The sequence below is a fragment of the Micromonospora sp. BRA006-A genome (genome assembly GCF_033433935.1).
Taxonomy (GTDB): domain Bacteria; phylum Actinomycetota; class Actinomycetes; order Mycobacteriales; family Micromonosporaceae; genus Micromonospora; species Micromonospora aurantiaca.
Genome location: NZ_JANCLW010000001.1, coordinates 3,311,505 through 3,326,520, shown reverse-complemented (window position 1 = coordinate 3,326,520; position 15,016 = coordinate 3,311,505). Strand labels below are relative to the sequence as shown.

The following is a 15,016-nucleotide window of genomic DNA, read 5'->3' as shown; positions in this document are numbered from 1 at the left end:
CGGCCGGGTACCGCCGGACCGCCCGGACATCGACTCCGGCCGTCACGAGGAGGGCACCATGACCGTCCCCCTGCCGCCGCTGCCGCCGGCCGCCGACGACGCGTACCGGCCGGGTGGGCGCAGCGTCGCCGAACTCGTGGACACCGAGCACCGGGCGCTGCTGGGGCTGGCCGACCGGGTCACCGACCCGGCGCTGGACGCCACCGGCCGGCGCGAGGTGCTCGACGTGCTGACCGCCGCGGTGTCCCGCCACCTGTCCGCCGAGGAGCAGTACCTCTTCCCGGCGGCCCGCGCCGCCATGCCGGACGCCGCGGAGCTGGTCGAGCGGGAGATCGAGGCCGACGCCGCGCTGCTGACCGCGCTCAAGGAGCTGTCCGGCGCCGACGACCCGGCGGTCGCGGACGTGGCCGAGCGGGTACGCCGGCACGTCAGCCGCGTCGCGGCGCTGGTCACGCCGTTGCGCGAGGTGGCGAGCGACGCCGAGCTGATCCGGCTGGGCAACCGCTGGGAGATCGCGGAGGAGGCGGCGCCGACCCGGCCGCACCCCGGCACGCCCGCCACCCCGCCCTGGAACAAGATCGTCGAACCGGCCGTCGGGGTGCTGGACAAGGTGCGCGACGCGGTCACCGGACGGCGTACCCGGCTGAGCGACCTGGAGCACCACCGCCAGGGGTGAGCCGATCGCCCCTTCCGTGTATCGGTTCGTGGTCCTACCGTCACGGTATGGATCTGGAGCTGCGACACCTGCGTGTGGTCTGCGCGATCGCGGAGACGGGGAGCGTCACCAAGGCCGCCTCGGCGCTCGGCCTGGCCCAGCCGGCGCTGACCGCCCAGCTTCAGCGGATCGAACGGGCGCTGGGCGGGCCGTTGTTCGAACGGGACCGCCGCGGCGCCCGTCCCACCGCGCTGGGCGAACTGGTGCTGGACCGGGCGCGGGTGCTGCTGCCGGCGATGAAGGGCCTGCGGGACGAGGCGGCCCGGATGGCCGGTGCGGGCGATCCGCTGCGCCGGTACCGCTTCGGCGGGGTGAACAGCCCGATCCTGGGCCGGCTGGTGCACCGGCTCGCCGCCGAGCGCCCGGACGCGCAGATCACCACGTACGGCTCGTGGTCGGTGGACGAGCTGGCGCAGATGGTGGCCGGTGGCCGGCTCGACTTCGCGCTGACCGGCGTGTGCGGCGACTCGACGCCGTCGGCGGGGTTCGGGCTGAGCTGGCGGGAGGTGGCGGTCGAGCCGGTCTGCGTGCTGCTGCCGCAGACCCACCCGCTGGCCGGCCACGCCGAGGTCGACCTGGTCGGCCTGCGGCGCGAGCGGTGGGTGGCCGCGCCGGGCGACGGCTGCTTCGGCGACTGCTTCGCGGCCGCCTGCGCCCGCTCCGGCTTCACCCCGAAGAAGGTGTACGAGGCGGACGTGCGGGCCGCGCTGGACCTGGTGGACGCGGGCGAGGCGGTGGCGTTGTGCCAGGCCACGTTCCGTCCGGTGGCGGGGCTGGTCACCCGCCGGCTGGCCGGCACACCGCTGCGCTGGCGGCTGCTGCTGGGCTGGCATCCGGACGTGCCGGCGGCGGCCGTGGCCGAGCCGGTGCTGGCGGCGGCGGTCGCGGCGTACACCGACGCGCTGGCCAACCATCCGGAATACCTGGGCTGGCTGCTGGCGCACCCGGAGTTCGGTGTGCAGCCCAACGGCTCGGGTGGGGTGCGAATCGCCTGAACCCGGGTATCACCGGCGACATGACTGATCTGTATCCGGCCGCCGACCAGCGGGAGCTGCTGCGTCAGGCGGCCACCGCGCACACCACCGCCTCCGCCGAGGTGGAGGCGTTCCTGCGCCGGTTGCCGGAGGTGCCGGGTCCGGCCGACGTGACCGAGTACGCCAATCTGCTCAGCCGCGAGGAACGCGCCCGGGCCGACCGGCAGGCCGCGGCGGACGCGGCCGGGCTGCGGCTGCCCAGCCTGGAGTCGGAGTAGCCGGCCGCGCCCGGGCGGGTGCTCCGCCCGGGCGCCGCCGTACCGGCTCAGCGTTCGACGAGGACGTCGTGGCCGAGGTCGAGCAGGGCGTGGCGCCACTCGTCGTCGGCGTTGCCCCGGCGTGGCCGCTGCGCGGTCAGCTCCCGGATCCGGGTGATCGCCTCCCGCATCACCTCGATGTCCTCCGGCGTGAGGTCCACCTTGCGCTTGCGCAGCACGGCGAGGATCTGCCGGCCGGGCTCGGGCAGGTCGAGGTCCGGATCCGGGCCGAACGCCTCCTCCCCCGAGCCGCGGGTCAGCAGCCACTGCCGCAGCGTCTCGGAGGGCACGTTCACCTCGGCGTGGAAGTCGTCCCAGATCACCTCGACCTCGGGGTCGAGTCGCGCCTCGCGTACCATCACGCCTCCTCTCCCGGCGGCGGCCCGGATGCCGGCTCGCCCTCGTTCGGTGGGTGCTGCTTCAGGCCCTCCGGCGGCACCCGGACCCGGGCCGGGTTCGCCGTGGGGGCCGCCTCGATCGGTTCACCGGCCCCGGTGTCGTCGGGGACTTCCTCGGGTTCGGTCATGTCCGCCCTCCGGTCCTTCGGTGACGGCCCGTCCCGGCCCGGCCGGGACGGGCCCCGGCCGGTCATCGGGGATGGGACGTGGCGGCCGGCGTGTAGCCGCGCTCACCGGCGGTGACGTCGAAGACGAGCCGGTCGTCGCGGGCGTCGACGGTGACCTTCTGCCCCGGTGAGACCTCGTGCTCCAGCAGCATCCGGGACAGCCGGTTGTCGACCTCGCGCTGGATCACGCGGCGCAGCGGGCGGGCGCCGAACTCGGGCTGGTAGCCGTGCTCGGCGAGCCAGTCGACACCGGCGGTGCTGAAGTCGACCTGGATGTCCTGGGCGTGCATCCGGCGGCGGGTCTCCTCCAGCAGCAGCCCGGTGATCTGGCGCAGCTGCTCGGCCTCCAGCCGCTGGAAGATGATCACCTCGTCGATGCGGTTGAGGAACTCCGGGCGGAAGTTCTCCTGGAGCCGGCGCATCAGCCGCTCCCGCAGCTCGTCGCTCTCCTGCTCGCCGGGGGCGCCGGTGGCGAAGCCGACGGTGCGCTGGGTGCCGGTGATCAGCTCCGAGCCGAGGTTGCTGGTCATGATCAGGACGGTGTTCTTGAAGTTCACGGTACGGCCCTGGCTGTCGGTGAGCCGGCCGTCGTCGAGCACCTGGAGCAGGATGTTGAACACGTCCGGGTGCGCCTTCTCGATCTCGTCCAGCAGCACCACCGCGTACGGGCGGCGGCGGACCGCCTCGGTGAGCTGACCGGCCTCCTCGTAGCCGACGTACCCGGGCGGGGCGCCGACCAGCCGGCTGACCGTGTGCCGTTCCTGGAACTCGCTCATGTCCACCCGGACCATCCGGTCCGCCTCGCCGAACAGCGCCTCGGCCAGCGCCCGGGCCAGCTCGGTCTTGCCGACGCCGGTCGGGCCGAGAAACAGGAAGCTGCCCATCGGCCGGTCCGGGTCGGCCAGGCCGGTACGGGAGCGGCGCACCGCCTCGGCGACGGCGGTGACCGCGTCGTCCTGCCCGATCACCTTCTCGTGCAGGTGGCCCTCCAGGCGCAGCAGCCGGTCGCGTTCCTCCTCGGTGAGCTGGGTGACCGGGATGCCGGTGGCCCGGGAGACCACCTCGGCGATCTCCGTCGGCCCCACCTCGGGCACGTGGCTGGGCCCCTCGTCGCCGCGGGCGCGGCGGACCTGGTCCTCCAGCTCGGCGAGCCGGTCGCGCAGCGCGGAGGCCCGCTCGTACTGCTCGTCGGAGACCGCCTGCTCCTTGTCCCGGCGCGTCTCGTCGAGCTGCTGTTCCAGCTCGCGCACGTCCTCGGCGGGGGTACGGGTGCGCAGCCGCACCCGGGCACCGGCCTGGTCGATCAGGTCGATCGCCTTGTCCGGCAGGAAGCGGTCGGTGACGTACCGGTCGGACAGCTCGGCGGCGGCGACCAGCGCCTCGTCGGTGAACCGGACCTGGTGGTGCGCCTCGTACCGGTCGCGCAGGCCGCGCAGGATCGCGATGGTGTCGTCGACGGTCGGCTCGGGCACCAGCACCGGCTGGAACCGGCGGGCCAGCGCGGCGTCCTTCTCGATGCTGCGCCGGTACTCGTCGAGCGTGGTCGCGCCGATCACCCGCAGCTCGCCGCGCGCCAGGGCCGGCTTGAGCATGTTCGAGGCGTCCATCCCGCCCTCGCTGCCGGCGCCGCCCGCACCGACCAGCGTGTGGATCTCGTCCAGAAAGATGATCAGCTCCTCGCGGTGGGCGCGGATCTCGTCGATCACCTTCTTCAGGCGCTCCTCGAAGTCACCCCGGTAGCGGGTGCCGGCGACCAGGCCGGACAGGTCGAGCTGGATCACCCGCTTGCCGATCAGCGTCTGCGGCACGTCGCCGTCGCAGATCCGCTCGGCGAGACCCTCCACGATCGCGGTCTTGCCGACACCGGCCTCGCCGATCAGCACCGGGTTGTTCTTGGTCCGCCGGGACAGGATCTCCACCGCCTGCTCGATCTCGTCGGCCCGGCCGATCACCGGGTCGATCTGATCCATCCGGGCCAGCTCGGTGAGGTCCTGGCCGTACTGGTCGAGCGTCGGGGTGCCCCGGTCCGGACGCGGGACGTTCGTCGCTCCCCGTTCGGCGCTGGCCGCCTGCAGCGACTCGGGCTGGATCCGGCCGGCGGCGAGCATCCGGCCGGCCGGCGACTCGGGGTTCAACGGCAGCGCCATCAGGATGTGCTCGGGACCGATGTAGTTGGCGCCCATCGCGCGGGACAACTGGTGGGCGTCGAGCAGCGCCCGCTTCGCCGCCGGGGTCAGCGAAAGGTTCGGCGGCACCTCGCCGCGCGGCGCGCCCTCGCCGCGCCCGCCCAGCGCGCCCAGCAGCGCGTCCGGGTCGGCGCCGGCCCGGCGGACCAGGTCGCGCAGCGGCTCGCGCTGCAACGCCGCCCAGAGCAGGTGGTCGGTGTCCAGGTCGTTGCTGTGCTTCTGGGCGGCACGGCGGGCCGCGTCGGCGAGCATCTCCCGGGCGTCGGCGGTCATCAGGCGCGTGATGTCGACCCGGTGCGCCGGCCGGCGTCCCCCCTCGCCCCGGCCGAAGTATCGGGCCAGGAACTCGTCCCAGGGGTCGTTGCCGAAGTCACCCGGTCCCATCATCACGTCCTCCGCAGTCAGTCGGCACGACCGGCACCCGGCACGCGCGGCACGGTCGGCGGTGGCTACCCGGCGGTCGGCGCGACAAACTCGACCGGATGGCAGGCTGGGGGCATGGAGAGCAGACCGCTGCTGATCGTGGACGGCGCGAACGTGGTGGGCTCACGCCCGGACGGCTGGTGGCGGGACCGGGCCGGCGCGGCGGTCCGGCTGCGCGACGCGCTGGCGTCCGTCGGGGAGGCGGGCGTGCCGCCGGAGCTGCCGCCGCCGGTGCAGGTGGTGCTGGTGGTGGAGGGCGCGGCCCGGCACGTGGCGCCCGCGCCCGGCGTGGAGGTCGTCTCCGCGCCCGGCTCCGGCGACGACACGATGGTCGAGCTGGTCGCCGCCGCGCCGGGTCGGCGGCGGGTGGTGGTCACCGCCGACCGGGAGTTGCGCGAGCGGGTGACCGCGCTGGGTGCGGAGGTACGCGGCCCGCGCTGGCTGGGCCGCTAGAGCACCCGGTCCCGTCAGCGGGACCGAGGAGTCCGCCGACGGGACCAGCGGCAGGGTCTTCGCGCACGTCAGGGCCGGAACCGGACACCGGGGCCGCAACGCCGCGAGGGTGGATGTTCGTCCACCCGCCGGGATGGGTTGTAATGGAGATCTCTTCCGCCCCCAGGAGGTCCCCGTGGCGAGCGTCGCCGAGCTGAAGGCCGCCATCGATGTCGCTCTCCAGCAGATCGGTGACGGCCAGACAGCGGTGCAGGCGGCCGGCGAGAAGCTGGCCGAGGCGCAGCAGACGCTGGCCGGCGCGCTGGAGGGCAGCGGCCACGAGACGGTCGAGGCGGCCCAGGCCTCGCTGACACAGGCGGGCCAGGAGTTGGAGGAGTGTCTGGCCGCGACACTCGTCGCGGTGGAGCAGGCTCAGATCTACGTCGCGACGCTCTGAGGCCCGGCCGTGTCCATCGTCGAGGACATCGGCGCGCAGGTACGCGCCGCCGTCGAGGAACTGCCGCTGGCACAGCTCGCCGCCGCGCTGGAGAAGCTCGGCCAGGCGCAGGAGCGGCTGCGCTGGGTGCGCCAGGAGTCGTCCGATCCGATGGGGGTGCCGGAGCTGTCCTCGGCCACCGAGCACGCCGAGACCGCCGGCTACGCGTTGCGCGTGGCGCAGGAGCAGCTCACCGCGTACCTGGCCGCGATCGGGCTGGCACCGGACGGCGCGCGGCCGGCGCCGCCCGGCGAGCGGCCGCCCCGGCACGACACGCCACGCGGCGAGGACCCGCCGGCACCGGGCCCGGCCGCCGAGCCGGGCGAGCAACCGGCGGTACGGCGCTGGTGGGCGGTGCGGGTGGCGGAGCTGACCGGCGGCCGGGAGGGCACGCCGGACGAGCCGGACGAGCGCGTCGAGGACTCCCACGAGCTGCTGCGCCGGGTGGCCGCCGGGATCCGCTCCGGCGACCGGGACCGGCTGCACCGCGAGTTGCGCCGGGCGCACGCCGACGTGGGGCTGGGGCTGGCCGCGATCACCCCGCCGCTGCTGCGCGAGCTAGCCGGTGAGCTGCTCGGCCATCCGCCCCGCGCGGACGACCTGCCCCGGCTGCGCGGCGCGCTGGACTCCCGGGTCCGCGACCTGCTGCCCGGCCTGCCGCGGCCGGTGCTGGACACGCTGCTGACCCGGGTGTGCCGGATGCCGCCGCCGCGCCGCGACGACGACGCGGAGCAGCCGCACGCGGCCGACCCGGCGGTCACCGCGGGCGTGCTCACCGGCGTACTGCTCGACCGGCTCGGCCGGGACCTGCCCAAGGACACCGACGATCGGGAGCCGTCCCGTGGCTGACGTCCGCGCACAACTGGTGACGCGGGTCCGGGGGATGCTCTCCGAGGCCCTGGGCGCCACCCGTACCCGGCTCACCGCCGCCGAGGCCGACCTGGCCGCCGGGCGGGACCGGCTGGCCCGTACCCGCAAGGCCGCCGCGGCGGTGCCCGCCCGGGTGGGCGCCGCCCGCGACCGGCGCCTGGCCGAGATCGACGCCCGGCACACCGCCCGCCTCACCGACCTGGCCCGCCGGGCCGCCGCCGCGGCACAGCGGGAGGCACCGGGCGCGGCGTCCGCGCCCTGGGACCGCTGGCGGGCCACGCCCGCCGGCCGGTCCGAGCCGCCCGGCGCGTTGCGCGTCGGCACGGTACGCCTCGACGGCGCCGAACCGGTGCCGGCGCTGGTCCCGCTCCTGGACGCCGGGCACGCGCACCTGGCCGGCGGCGACCGGGACGGGCCGGCCGCCGTGGTCCCCGCGCTGCTGCTGCGCTCGGTGGGACGGGCCGACCCCGGCGCGGTGCGGCTCTACGGGTACGACCCGGAGCACCTGGGCGGCGGCCTGGCCGGGTTCGCGCCGCTGGGCACGGCCGGGCTGCTCACGTTCGTCGGGCCGGGCGGGCTGGGCCGGCTGCTGGACGACCTGGTGGAGCAGATCCGCCGGATCAACGCCACTGTGCTCGCTGGTGAGTACGGCTCGCTGCGCGAGCTGGCCGCCGCGACCGGGCGGCGCCCGGAGCCGTGGCGGGTGGCGGTGCTGCTCGGCGGCGACGAGCTGTCCCGGCACGAGCGCGGCCAGCTCGACCGGGTGGTACGGACCGGCGCGGCCTGCGGCGTGCACCTCGTGGTCCGCGGCATCGAGCTGCCGGACGACCCGACAGTCACCCGGATCACCGTGGAGCCGGACGACGCCCGGGTGGCCGGGCTGCCGGTGGCGCTGGACGCGCCGCCGCCGCCCGCCCTGGTCACCGAGACCTGCCGCACCGTCGCGTCCCGGGTGGCCGCCGGCCCGCCGCCGACGCCCTTCACCGACCTGCTCCCGCCGCCGGACGAGTACTGGCGGGAGGACTCCGCGCACGGCCTCAGCGCCCCGATCGGCGAGGGCCCGCACGGGCGGCAGGTGCTGCTCACGCTCGGCGACTACCCGCCGCACGCGCTGATCGGCGGCCCGTCCGGCACCGGCAAGACGAACCTGATCTTCGCCTGGATCGGCGCGCTCGCCGCCCGCTACTCCCCCGCCGAGCTGGAGTTCTATCTGCTGGACTTCAAGGAGGGCGTGTCCTTCGCCCGGTTCGCGCAGGGCCGGCGCGACCCGAGCTGGCTGCCGCACATGCGGCTGGTCGGCATCAACGTCAACACCGACCGGGAGTTCGGGCTGGCGCTGCTGCGCTTCCTCGCCGAGGAGCTGCGCCGGCGCGCCGACGCGGCGAAGAAGCACGAGGTCACCAAGCTGGCCGAGCTGCGCGCGGTGGACCCGGACGGGCACTGGCCGCGCATCGTGGCGGTGGTCGACGAGTTCCAGGCGCTGCTGGCCGGCCGGGACGTGGTCGCCCGGGAGGCCGCCGACCTGCTGGAGGACCTGGCCCGGCGGGGCCGGTCGCAGGGCATCCACCTGGTGCTCGCCTCGCAGGACGTGCGCGGCATCGAGGCGCTGTGGGGGCGGCCCGCGCTGGTCGCCCAGTTCACGCTGCGGATCGCGCTGCCGAAGGCGCTGCGCATCCTGGCCGAGCGCAACGACGCGGCGCAGTCGCTGCCCCGCCACCACGCGGTCGTCAACGCCGAGTCGGGCCTGGCCGAGGGGAACGAGGTGGCCCGGATCCCGTCGGCCAGCGACTGGGAGACGTGGAGCGAGCTTCAGCACCGGCTGTGGCGGATGCGCCCGCAGGACGCCGCGCCGGCCCGGCTGTTCGACGGCGACGCGATCCCGAAGCTGGCCGACGCGCCGGACTTCCGCGCGCTCACCGCGCCGGAGCAGGGCGTGCCGCGCAGCCCGGTGGCGCTGCTCGGCGAGATCATCGACGTGCAGTCCCGCTCGGCGGCGCTGCGGCTGCCCCGCGCGCCGGGCCGCAACCTGGCGGTGCTCGGCACGCGGGTGGACGAGGCGTGTGCGGTGCTCGACGCCGCCGCCCGGTCGCTGGCCCGGCAGTACCGGCCCGGCACCGCCCGGTTCTCCATCGCCTGCCTGGACCCGGACGCCGACCCGGCCGCCCGCGCCCTGTACGAGGACCTGGAAGGCGACGCCTCCTGGTACGACGAGGAGACGGTGCCGGAGCTGATGGCCGAGGTAGGTGACGGACTCGGCGCGCCGGGTGCGGCGCGTACCCCGCACTTCCTGCTGCTGTACGCGGTGGACGCGGCCGCCGCGGCGCTCGCCGGCAAGGCCGGTACGCGCACCGGGCTGGAGCAGTTGCGCCGGATCCTGCACGACGGGCCGGAACGGCGTACGCACGTGCTGGCGTGGTGGCGTGGCGTGGCCCGGATGCGGGTCGACCTGGGCGGCGCTGGCGCGCGCACGGATCAGATCGGCGCCTGGGTGGCGCTCGACGTGCAGGGCGGTGAGCTGGGCTCCTCGCTGTATCCGGGCAGCGGCGGGCCGGACTGGTATCCCCGGCCGTGGCGCGGTCTCTACTTCGACCGGGCGGTGCACCGCACCGGACAGGTGATCATCCCTTATGGTCCGTCCCGATGAACGAACCGGTTGCCAGTGAGACGTACAGCGCACAGATCCGCCGGCTCGCCGAGCTGACCGCCCGGTTGGCCGCCCAGCGGGCCGAGGCGCACACCTGGTACGACCAGCAGGTGGCCGCCGCCGACCGGGCGGTCGCGGAGGCGGCCGAGCAGGTGCGGCAGGCCGAGGCGGAGGTGGCCGAGGCGTCCCTGCTTGTGGAACGCGTCGACGGCGAGGTCACGCACCTGTGGACGCAGTTGCGGGCCCGGCTCGGCGGGAGCGCGCGGCGGCTGGGTGACCCGCCCGGCCCGGTACGCGGCGCGGCCGGTGACCCGGTGCCGCTGCTGCGGGCGGTCCGGGAGCTGCTGGACCGCACCGGAACACCGGGCGAGCTGCCCGGTTCGGTGAACCCGCTGCTCGTCGCGTGCGGCATCGGCGGGGCGCTGGTGGCGTACGTGCTGGGGGTGGGCGCGCGGGCCCTCGCGGCCGGTTCCAGCGGCGACCTGGCGGTGGGCCTGCCGGTGCTGGCGCTGGTGGTGACGCTGCTCGGCCCGGTGATCGGGCTGGCGCCGGCGCGGCTGCTGGCCGACCGCCGCCACGCGGTGCTGACCCCGCGCCCGATGATCGTGGTGGCCGTCTCCGGCCTGGTCACGACGCTGCTCCTGCTGACGGTGACGTACACCCGCTGACCGCGCCCTCCCCACGCCGGCTACCCAGCCGTCGATCATGAGGTCGGCGGCGCGACACGCCGTCGCGCCGCCGGTCGACCTCATGATCGGGCCGTCAGGCGGGGGTCAGGACGGCCTCCTTGAGCAGGCGGCGGGTCAGCGTCAGGCGGTCGGCGTCGTCGTCCAGGCCGGGCAGGTCGCCGACCCTGGTGACCTCGCCGGTGAGCAGCGCCCGCAGCGCGGCCTCGCAGGTGCCGGGCAGGGTGAGCGTCCGGTCCGGCACGCGCAGCGTGACCCGCCCGTCCCCCGCCGGGGTGAGCTGCCAGCGCAGGCCGCCGCGTACCGCCACCTCGCTGTCCGCTGTTAGCCGGGCCAGCGCCTGCGCCTGGGCCAGCGGCCGGATCGGCGCCGGGCGGGCGGCCGGCCACACCCGGGCACGCAGCCGGCCGGCCACCGCCGCCGGGTCCGCCCGCAGCAGCCAGTCGCGCAGCGCCTCGACGGTCTCGGTCAGCTCCGGCTCGATCGCGTCCGGGTCGGCCAGGTCGAGACCGAACGGCAGGCTCGCGCGCAGCCGCGCGTCCTCGGCAGCGAGCGCGAGCAGTTCCTCGACCACTGCGTACCGGGTCAGCGCCCGGATGCCCACTGTCAGGTGCAGCGAGCTGGACTCCTGCGCCTGGGCGCTGTGCAGCCAGCCGCGCGGCAGGTAGAGCGCGTCGCCCGGCTCCAGCACCACGTCCAGTTCGGGGCGGCCCTCGGCGGTCGCGGAGACCTCGTCGGCGCGGCCGCCCCACGGCTGGCGTTCCAGCGGGTCGGCAAGCACCGGCGGGTGGATCCGCCAGTGCTTGCGTCCGTCCACCTGGAGCACGAACACGTCGTGCGTGTCGTAGTGGGTGGCGAAGCCCTGGCTGCCGGCCGGCGTCAGGTAGGCGTTCACCTGTAACGGCTGGGCCAGCGCGGTGCCCAGGTCGCGGGCGAAGTCCACGATCGCCGGCCAGGTGCGGTGCAGGCCCTGCAGCACCAGCGTCGCCCCGTCGGCGTACAGCGCCAGCACCTTCTCGTCGAGGACCTGGTCGCCGATCTCGGCGCCCGCGCCACCGCCGCCGGTGAACCGCGCCGCCGGCACGAGCCGGCCGTCCTTCGCCACCCGCAGGAACGGGGTACGCAGACCCCGGCGGCTGAGCAGCTCGTCGGCGTCGGCGGGGCTGAGCAGGTCGGTGAAGCCGTCGGCGTTCGGCAGCTCGGCGGCGCGGGACAGCAGCGGGCTGCGCCCCCAGTGGTCGGCGGCGAACTTGGCCGGCTCCACCGCCACGCACCGGGCCAGCGCCTCGGTCGCGGAGAACGGAACCGCCGGGCGGCCGTGGCCACCCGGCGGGTCGACGTGCGTGGTGCTCATGTGTCAGGCGCTGCCGTCGGCGCCGCCGTCGTGCTGACCGGGGGTCGCGCCGCCGTCGGCCGGACCTTCGGCGCTGCCGTCGGCGCCACCGTCGTGCTGACCCGGGGTCGCGCCGCCGTCGGCGGGGCCCTCCGCGCTGCCGTCCGCGCCACCGTCGTGCTGACCCGGGGTCGCGCCGCCGTCGGCGGGGCCCTCCGCGCCGCCGTCCGCGCCACCGTCGTGCTGACCCGGGGTCGCCCCGCCGTCGGCCGGGCCCTCCAGGCCGCTGCCGCCGCTGCTGCTCTGGATGTCGTCGTCGTTCAATGCCATGGGTGCTCCCTCGGTGTGCCGCCCCGCGTGGTGCCGGGGTCCGTGTGCAGCGGGTGGTACCCCACGCCCGATCTTCTCTAACCACACCGTAGACGCCCGGACGCCGCCGTACGGGCGGTTCGCGGGGCAAGCGGCCGGGACGGGCGGATGCCAGGATGGCGGGAGGACGACGCGAGGAGACGCACGTGACGCAGCCGGAGCCGCTCACCCCACTGACGGAGGACTGGCAGCGGGCGCTCGCCGTGGTGGCACACCCCGACGACCTGGAGTTCGGCGCCGCCGCCGCGGTGGCGCGCTGGACCGGGCAGGGCAAGGAGGTCGTGTACTGCCTGCTCACCAGCGGCGACGCGGGCATCGACGGGATGACGCCGGAACGCGCCCGGGTGGTGCGCGAGGAGGAGCAGCGGGCCTCCGCCGCCGTGGTCGGGGTGTCGGAGGTCGAGTTCCTCGGCCTGCCCGACGGGCTGCTGGAGTACGGCGTGCCGCTGCGCCGGGCCATCGCCGCCGTGGTGCGCCGGCACCGGCCGGACGTGGTGCTGACGAACAACTTCCGGGAGACGTGGGACGGGGCGTACGCGCTGAACCAGGCCGACCACATCGCCTGCGGCCGGGCCACGCTGGACGCGGTCCGCGACGCCGGCAACCGGTGGCTCTTCCCGGAGCAGCTCACCGGCGGCACGCAGCCGTGGTCGCGGGTCCGCGAGGTGTGGGCGGCCGGGTCGCCGGTGGCCCGGCACGGGGTGGACGTGACGGACACGTTCGACAAGGGCGTGGCGTCGCTGCGGGCGCACGGGGCGTACCTGAGCGGGCTCGGCGACGGCGGTTTCGACGCCGAGGAGTTCCTGGAGGGCATGGCCCGGCCGGCCGGCAGCCGGCTCGGCGCGCGGTTCGGCGCCACGTTCGAGGTCTTCCAGATCAACCTTCAGTAGGGCCGGCGATGTTCCTGGCCGGCACGCCGGCGGCCCGCCCCGCCGAGGGGGCGGGACGGGCCGGTCCGGTGCCGGATCAGGGAATCATCTGACGCAGGTCACCCGGCATGGTGGCCTTCACGTCCTCCCACTCGCCCTGGGTGACGTGCCGCCGCAGCGTGTCCAGCACGACCTGCACCACCCGCTGCGCACCGCCCTCGACGTCGTACGGGAAGCCCTGGCGCACCTCGTACAGGAAGTCGTCGCGGTTGAGCTTGATCGGCACGTTCTCCGGCTGCCAGCCGTCGAAGTAGATCCCGCGCACCAGCACCGGCAGCTGCTGGGCGAACTCGGCGCTCTCCTGCACCGGCAGCCGGTCCCGCAGCAGGTGCAGGACGGTACGCAGCGCGGCGTAGGACTGGTTGCGCTGTTCCTTCGGCCAGCCGTACGCGGACTCGATCTCCTTGAGGATCACGTTCGTCTTGTCCAGCGAGGACTCGAACGCGGACAACAGCTGTTCGGCCATCGGGCTCACCCCCGTACTTCGGTCTCCCAGCGTCGGTCCTCGGCGCGGCGCGGCGGACCGCTGGGGCCCCGCCACAACCGGGTCGGACTGAACCGGCCGGGCCGTTCGGCCCGCCGTGGCGCCTCGGAGCTGCCGACCACGTGCAGTACGCCACCGCGGCGCCGATCCGCCACCACCCGTACCGTCATGACCCACCTCCTCGTCGCGGCGCCCGAGCCGGCGCCCACCGTCCATGCTGCTGCGGCGGCGGGTGAGCGGGCCTCACCCGGACCGGGTGAGACGCTCAGCCGTCCAGCAGGCCGGCGAGTGTGGTGGCGTTGCGCTGCGCGTAGTCCCGGTAGCAGTTGTTCATCAGGACGTGCGTCTGTTCGGCCCGGCCGGCCAGCTCGCGCAGCTTCGGCGCCCAGTCGCGCAGTTCCCGCTTCGAGTAGTCGTAGCCGAACTTCTCGTGGATGTCCTTGCTGGTCCACTTGTCGCTGTGGCCGTGGAACCGGACCACCGCGAGGTCGGCGGTGGCCGCCAGCACCGGCGGGACGGACGACCTGTGTCCCTGCGGCATGTCCACGCAGACGAACGGCAGGTCGTGCTCGCGCAGGAAACCGAGCGTCTCCTCGGCGTTGTCGCCGTCGAACCAGGAGGCGTGCCGGAACTCGACCACCGGGCGCAGCGGCGCGCACCGCCGGGCCACCTCCAGCAGGTACTGCTTGTTGGCCCGCTTGATGGTGAACCAGGGCGGGAACTGGAACAGCAGCGCGCCCAGTTTGCCGGCCTCGACGAGCGGGTCGAGGGCGGACAGGAACCGGGTCCACACCTCCTCGTACGCCTGCGCGGGCAGGTCGTCCGGGTAGACGTTGCGCTTGTCGGTGTCCGGGCGCAGGTCCTTGTAGAGCGCGGAGACGCGGGTGGGGTGGCCGGTCAGCAGGCTGAACGCCTTGACGTTGAACGTGAACCCGGCCGGGGTGCGTTCGGCCCACAGCCGGGCGGTCCGCTCGGCCGGCGGCGAGTAGTAGGTGGCGTCCACCTCGACCAGCGGGAACTGCCGGGCGTAGTAGGACAGCCGTTTCTCCGGGGTGTCGGCGCTCGCCGGGTACCAGCCGGAGTCGAGCAGCGTCCGGTCGGTCCACGAGGCGGTGCCCACCTTGATCTCACCCATGGTGGGAGTTCACCGCGATGGAGGACCGACCGGCAACCGGAACGGCGTTCAGGCCGCCCGCCGCTCCCGGGTCTGCTTGCAGGCCACACAGGAGGTCGCGGACGGGAAGATCTCCAGCCGTTCCACCGGGATCGGGGCGGTGCAGCCCTCGCAGAAGCCGTAGGTGCCCTCGTCCAGCCGGGTCAGCGCGTGCTCGAACTGAGCCCGCCGGTCCAGGATGGTGCGCAGCAGCGACTGCGCGGTGTCCCGCTCGGCGGTCTTGGTGCCGCTGTCGGCCTGGTCGTCGCCGGCGGTGTCGCCGACCTCCACCAGCCGCAGCACCTGGCTCTGCGCCATGGTGTGCTCGTACTCGGCGGTCAGCTCGTCGTACCGCGACCGCAGGGACTGCCGGATCTGGTCGACCTCCGCCTGGGAGCGGCCGGTGGCTGTCGTGTCGTGGACGAGCATCGCTGCCTGCC

The 15,016-nt window shown here is 75.1% G+C and carries 17 protein-coding genes; 9 read left to right on the top strand and 8 right to left on the bottom strand.

The features are described 5' to 3' along the window. Nucleotides 1-58 precede the first annotated feature (58 nt). Genes NMK34_RS14970 through NMK34_RS14960 form a run of 3 tightly spaced genes read left to right on the top strand, consistent with a single transcriptional unit; the run spans nt 59 to nt 1,967 of the window. Nucleotides 59-676 (top strand): hemerythrin domain-containing protein, encoded by a 618-nt coding sequence (locus NMK34_RS14970; RefSeq protein WP_318333914.1) that lies wholly within the window; start codon nt 59-61, stop codon nt 674-676. A gap of 47 nt (nt 677-723) precedes the next feature. Further along, nucleotides 724-1,710, top strand: coding sequence for a LysR family transcriptional regulator (locus NMK34_RS14965; protein ID WP_318333913.1), 987 nt, complete (start codon nt 724-726; stop codon nt 1,708-1,710). 20 nt (nt 1,711-1,730) lie between these two features. Beyond that, nucleotides 1,731-1,967, top strand: coding sequence for a hypothetical protein (locus NMK34_RS14960; RefSeq protein WP_013476980.1), 237 nt, complete (start codon nt 1,731-1,733; stop codon nt 1,965-1,967). 47 nt (nt 1,968-2,014) lie between these two features. On the opposite strand, the gene NMK34_RS14955 is transcribed toward NMK34_RS14960, so the two are convergent. From NMK34_RS14955 to NMK34_RS14945, 3 genes are all read right to left on the bottom strand, one after another. Beyond that, a complete protein-coding gene (locus NMK34_RS14955; RefSeq protein ID WP_302907076.1) occupies nt 2,015-2,365 on the bottom strand; it encodes a DUF3140 domain-containing protein in 351 nt (116 codons plus the stop codon). Further along, entirely contained in the window at nt 2,365-2,532 is a 168-nt protein-coding gene (locus tag NMK34_RS14950) for a hypothetical protein (protein ID WP_162959103.1), read from the bottom strand. The genes NMK34_RS14955 and NMK34_RS14950 overlap by 1 nt, the downstream gene beginning before the upstream one ends. 62 nt (nt 2,533-2,594) lie before the next feature. Then, nucleotides 2,595-5,144, bottom strand: coding sequence for an ATP-dependent Clp protease ATP-binding subunit (locus tag NMK34_RS14945; RefSeq protein ID WP_318333912.1), 2,550 nt, complete (start codon nt 5,142-5,144; stop codon nt 2,595-2,597). A 111-nt stretch (nt 5,145-5,255) separates the two neighbouring features. On the opposite strand from NMK34_RS14945, the gene NMK34_RS14940 reads away from it, so the two are divergent. From NMK34_RS14940 to NMK34_RS14920, 5 genes are all read left to right on the top strand, one after another. Beyond that, nucleotides 5,256-5,633, top strand: a complete 378-nt coding sequence (locus tag NMK34_RS14940) for a hypothetical protein (RefSeq protein WP_318333911.1) — start codon at nt 5,256-5,258, stop codon at nt 5,631-5,633. 175 nt (nt 5,634-5,808) lie between these two features. Then, the gene (locus tag NMK34_RS14935) at nt 5,809-6,069 is read left to right on the top strand and encodes a hypothetical protein (RefSeq protein ID WP_091428014.1); all 261 of its coding nucleotides are present in this window, start codon (nt 5,809-5,811) and stop codon (nt 6,067-6,069) included. Nucleotides 6,070-6,078: 9 nt separating this feature from the next. Continuing rightward, nucleotides 6,079-6,957: a hypothetical protein gene (locus NMK34_RS14930; protein WP_318333910.1), complete on the top strand. Its 879-nt coding sequence runs from the start codon at nt 6,079-6,081 to the stop codon at nt 6,955-6,957. Next, nucleotides 6,950-9,622 (top strand): FtsK/SpoIIIE domain-containing protein, encoded by a 2,673-nt coding sequence (locus NMK34_RS14925; protein ID WP_318333909.1) that lies wholly within the window; start codon nt 6,950-6,952, stop codon nt 9,620-9,622. The genes NMK34_RS14930 and NMK34_RS14925 overlap by 8 nt, the downstream gene beginning before the upstream one ends. After that, nucleotides 9,619-10,290, top strand: a complete 672-nt coding sequence (locus tag NMK34_RS14920; protein WP_318333908.1) for a hypothetical protein — start codon at nt 9,619-9,621, stop codon at nt 10,288-10,290. The genes NMK34_RS14925 and NMK34_RS14920 overlap by 4 nt, the downstream gene beginning before the upstream one ends. A gap of 94 nt (nt 10,291-10,384) precedes the next feature. Here the strand turns inward: NMK34_RS14920 and NMK34_RS14915 are convergent, their stop codons facing one another. Together NMK34_RS14915 and NMK34_RS14910 are read right to left on the bottom strand one after the other, a co-directional pair. Further along, nucleotides 10,385-11,662, bottom strand: a complete 1,278-nt coding sequence (locus NMK34_RS14915) for a cupin domain-containing protein (RefSeq protein WP_318333907.1) — start codon at nt 11,660-11,662, stop codon at nt 10,385-10,387. Nucleotides 11,663-11,665: 3 nt separating this feature from the next. After that, complete coding sequence (locus NMK34_RS14910; protein ID WP_318333906.1) at nt 11,666-11,971, bottom strand: hypothetical protein; 306 nt, start codon at nt 11,969-11,971, stop codon at nt 11,666-11,668. Between the two features lie 185 nt (nt 11,972-12,156). Here NMK34_RS14910 and NMK34_RS14905 point away from each other — a divergent pair, with 185 nt between their 5' ends. Continuing rightward, on the top strand, nt 12,157-12,900 hold the full coding sequence (locus NMK34_RS14905; RefSeq protein WP_318333905.1) for a PIG-L deacetylase family protein: 744 nt from the start codon (nt 12,157-12,159) through the stop codon (nt 12,898-12,900). 76 nt (nt 12,901-12,976) lie between these two features. Here the strand turns inward: NMK34_RS14905 and NMK34_RS14900 are convergent, their stop codons facing one another. The 3 genes from NMK34_RS14900 to NMK34_RS14890 all read right to left on the bottom strand — a co-directional run bounded on the left by NMK34_RS14900 (nt 12,977) and on the right by NMK34_RS14890 (nt 15,005). Further along, the gene (locus tag NMK34_RS14900; RefSeq protein ID WP_194801626.1) at nt 12,977-13,405 is read right to left on the bottom strand and encodes a DUF2267 domain-containing protein; all 429 of its coding nucleotides are present in this window, start codon (nt 13,403-13,405) and stop codon (nt 12,977-12,979) included. A gap of 283 nt (nt 13,406-13,688) precedes the next feature. Further along, the gene (locus NMK34_RS14895; RefSeq protein WP_318333904.1) at nt 13,689-14,558 is read right to left on the bottom strand and encodes a DUF72 domain-containing protein; all 870 of its coding nucleotides are present in this window, start codon (nt 14,556-14,558) and stop codon (nt 13,689-13,691) included. Nucleotides 14,559-14,606: 48 nt separating this feature from the next. Continuing rightward, nucleotides 14,607-15,005, bottom strand: coding sequence for a TraR/DksA family transcriptional regulator (locus tag NMK34_RS14890; RefSeq protein WP_269706492.1), 399 nt, complete (start codon nt 15,003-15,005; stop codon nt 14,607-14,609). Nucleotides 15,006-15,016: the final 11 nt, after the last annotated feature.

What these genes read in the sequence shown, in the direction of transcription:
- NMK34_RS14970 (WP_318333914.1), top strand. Translation starts at nt 59, where the DNA reads ATGACCGTCCCCCTGCCGCCGCTGCCGCCGGCCGCCGACGACGCGTAC.
- NMK34_RS14965 (WP_318333913.1), top strand. Translation starts at nt 724, where the DNA reads ATGGATCTGGAGCTGCGACACCTGCGTGTGGTCTGCGCGATCGCGGAG.
- NMK34_RS14960 (WP_013476980.1), top strand. Translation starts at nt 1,731, where the DNA reads ATGACTGATCTGTATCCGGCCGCCGACCAGCGGGAGCTGCTGCGTCAG.
- NMK34_RS14955 (WP_302907076.1), bottom strand. Translation starts at nt 2,365, where the DNA reads ATGGTACGCGAGGCGCGACTCGACCCCGAGGTCGAGGTGATCTGGGAC.
- NMK34_RS14950 (WP_162959103.1), bottom strand. Translation starts at nt 2,532, where the DNA reads ATGACCGAACCCGAGGAAGTCCCCGACGACACCGGGGCCGGTGAACCG.
- NMK34_RS14945 (WP_318333912.1), bottom strand. Translation starts at nt 5,144, where the DNA reads ATGATGGGACCGGGTGACTTCGGCAACGACCCCTGGGACGAGTTCCTG.
- NMK34_RS14940 (WP_318333911.1), top strand. Translation starts at nt 5,256, where the DNA reads ATGGAGAGCAGACCGCTGCTGATCGTGGACGGCGCGAACGTGGTGGGC.
- NMK34_RS14920 (WP_318333908.1), top strand. Translation starts at nt 9,619, where the DNA reads ATGAACGAACCGGTTGCCAGTGAGACGTACAGCGCACAGATCCGCCGG.
- NMK34_RS14915 (WP_318333907.1), bottom strand. Translation starts at nt 11,662, where the DNA reads ATGAGCACCACGCACGTCGACCCGCCGGGTGGCCACGGCCGCCCGGCG.
- NMK34_RS14910 (WP_318333906.1), bottom strand. Translation starts at nt 11,971, where the DNA reads ATGGCATTGAACGACGACGACATCCAGAGCAGCAGCGGCGGCAGCGGC.
- NMK34_RS14900 (WP_194801626.1), bottom strand. Translation starts at nt 13,405, where the DNA reads ATGGCCGAACAGCTGTTGTCCGCGTTCGAGTCCTCGCTGGACAAGACG.
- NMK34_RS14895 (WP_318333904.1), bottom strand. Translation starts at nt 14,558, where the DNA reads ATGGGTGAGATCAAGGTGGGCACCGCCTCGTGGACCGACCGGACGCTG.
- NMK34_RS14890 (WP_269706492.1), bottom strand. Translation starts at nt 15,005, where the DNA reads ATGCTCGTCCACGACACGACAGCCACCGGCCGCTCCCAGGCGGAGGTC.